1 protein-coding gene is annotated in these 1,234 nt (G+C 60.7%); it reads right to left on the minus strand.

Annotation, left to right across the window (positions count from 1 at the left end):
* Positions 1-51: 51 nt before the first annotated feature.
* Positions 52-1,154, minus strand: a protein-coding gene (locus tag AC1D1L_RS33640) for an IS3 family transposase (protein WP_477345824.1) whose coding sequence is annotated in 2 segments (ribosomal slippage) — positions 52-893 and positions 893-1,154 — 1,104 coding nt in all. Because the reading frame shifts where the segments join, the coding sequence is not laid out codon by codon here.
* Between the last annotated feature and the right edge of the window lie 80 nt (positions 1,155-1,234).

Here is a 1,234-nt window from a genome sequence, read left to right on the forward strand (position 1 = left end):
TGCTCTGAACCCATTGTTTGGACCGCCGGAAGATGGAGTTTCCCGGCTTTTTCACGATGGCGGGCTGGTGGCGCCATCGGGATTGAGCAACGAGATTGGGACCTTGTGCCCGATCGCCCCATGCGGGCGCTCCTCGTTGTAGTATCTGCGCCAATCCTCCATCTTTTCAGCCGCGTCTGCAAGCGTGAGGAACCAGTGGGCGTTCAGACACTCCGCCCGGAAGCGGCCGTTGAACGCTTCGATGTAGGCATTGTCGGTCGGCTTTCCCGGCCGGCTGAAGTCAAGCGTGACGCCTCTGGTGTAAGCCCACAGGTCGAGGTCGCGAGAGACGAACTCGGAGCCCTGGTCGACGCGGATCGTCTTGGGATAGCCGATCCTGGGGCAGACGTGTTCCAACGTCCTGACCACATCTTCGGCGCGATAGCTGAACCGCGGATCGAGCACCGGCACGTAGCGCGAGAAGGTGTCGACGACCGTCAGCACGCGGATCTTCTTGCCCGTCGCCAACTGATCATGAACGAAGTCCATCGCCCAGGTCTCGTTCGGCTGCGTGGCTTCACAGCGGTCCTCCCGCAGCTTCGCCTTCACCCGACGCTTCGGCGTCTTGTTTCTCAGCTGAAGGCCCAAATCCCTGTAGATCCGGTAGGTTCGCTTCATGTTGACGTCCCAGCCCTCGCGCTTGAGCATCACGTGCACGCGCCGGTATCCGTAGCGGACCCGCGTCGCGCAGATGTCCTTGATCCGAGCCTCGATGCCGGCCTGATCGCGGCGGCGGGACTTGTAGTGATAGGTCGAGGTGTCGAACTCCAGAACCCGGCATGCCCGCCGGATCGACACGTTCCAATCAGCGCACGTCTCCGCCACCAGCTCGCGTTTGCGACCAGGCCTCACAGTTTTCGACGGATGACGTCCTGCAGCATCTCCTTGTCCAGCGACAGGTCGGCGACCAGCTTCCTCAGCTTGCCGTTCTCATCCTCGAGCTGCTTCAGACGCTTCATCTCCGTCGGCAGCAACCCGTCGTATTTCTTTTTCCAGTTGAAATAGGTGGCTTGGCTGATCCCCGCTCGACGGCAGATCTCCGCCACCGGAATCCCGTCCGCCCCCTGCTTCAGAATGAACGCCTTCTGCGCGTCCGAAAACTTTGATGCCTTCATCGTTCTCCGCTCCTCCCAGCCAAGGAAGCTAGCGCGGAAAACTCCAATTCTGAACGGTCCAGTTTTCGGGGATCAGATCA

Source organism: Mesorhizobium sp. P2_D6, from assembly GCF_056404315.1.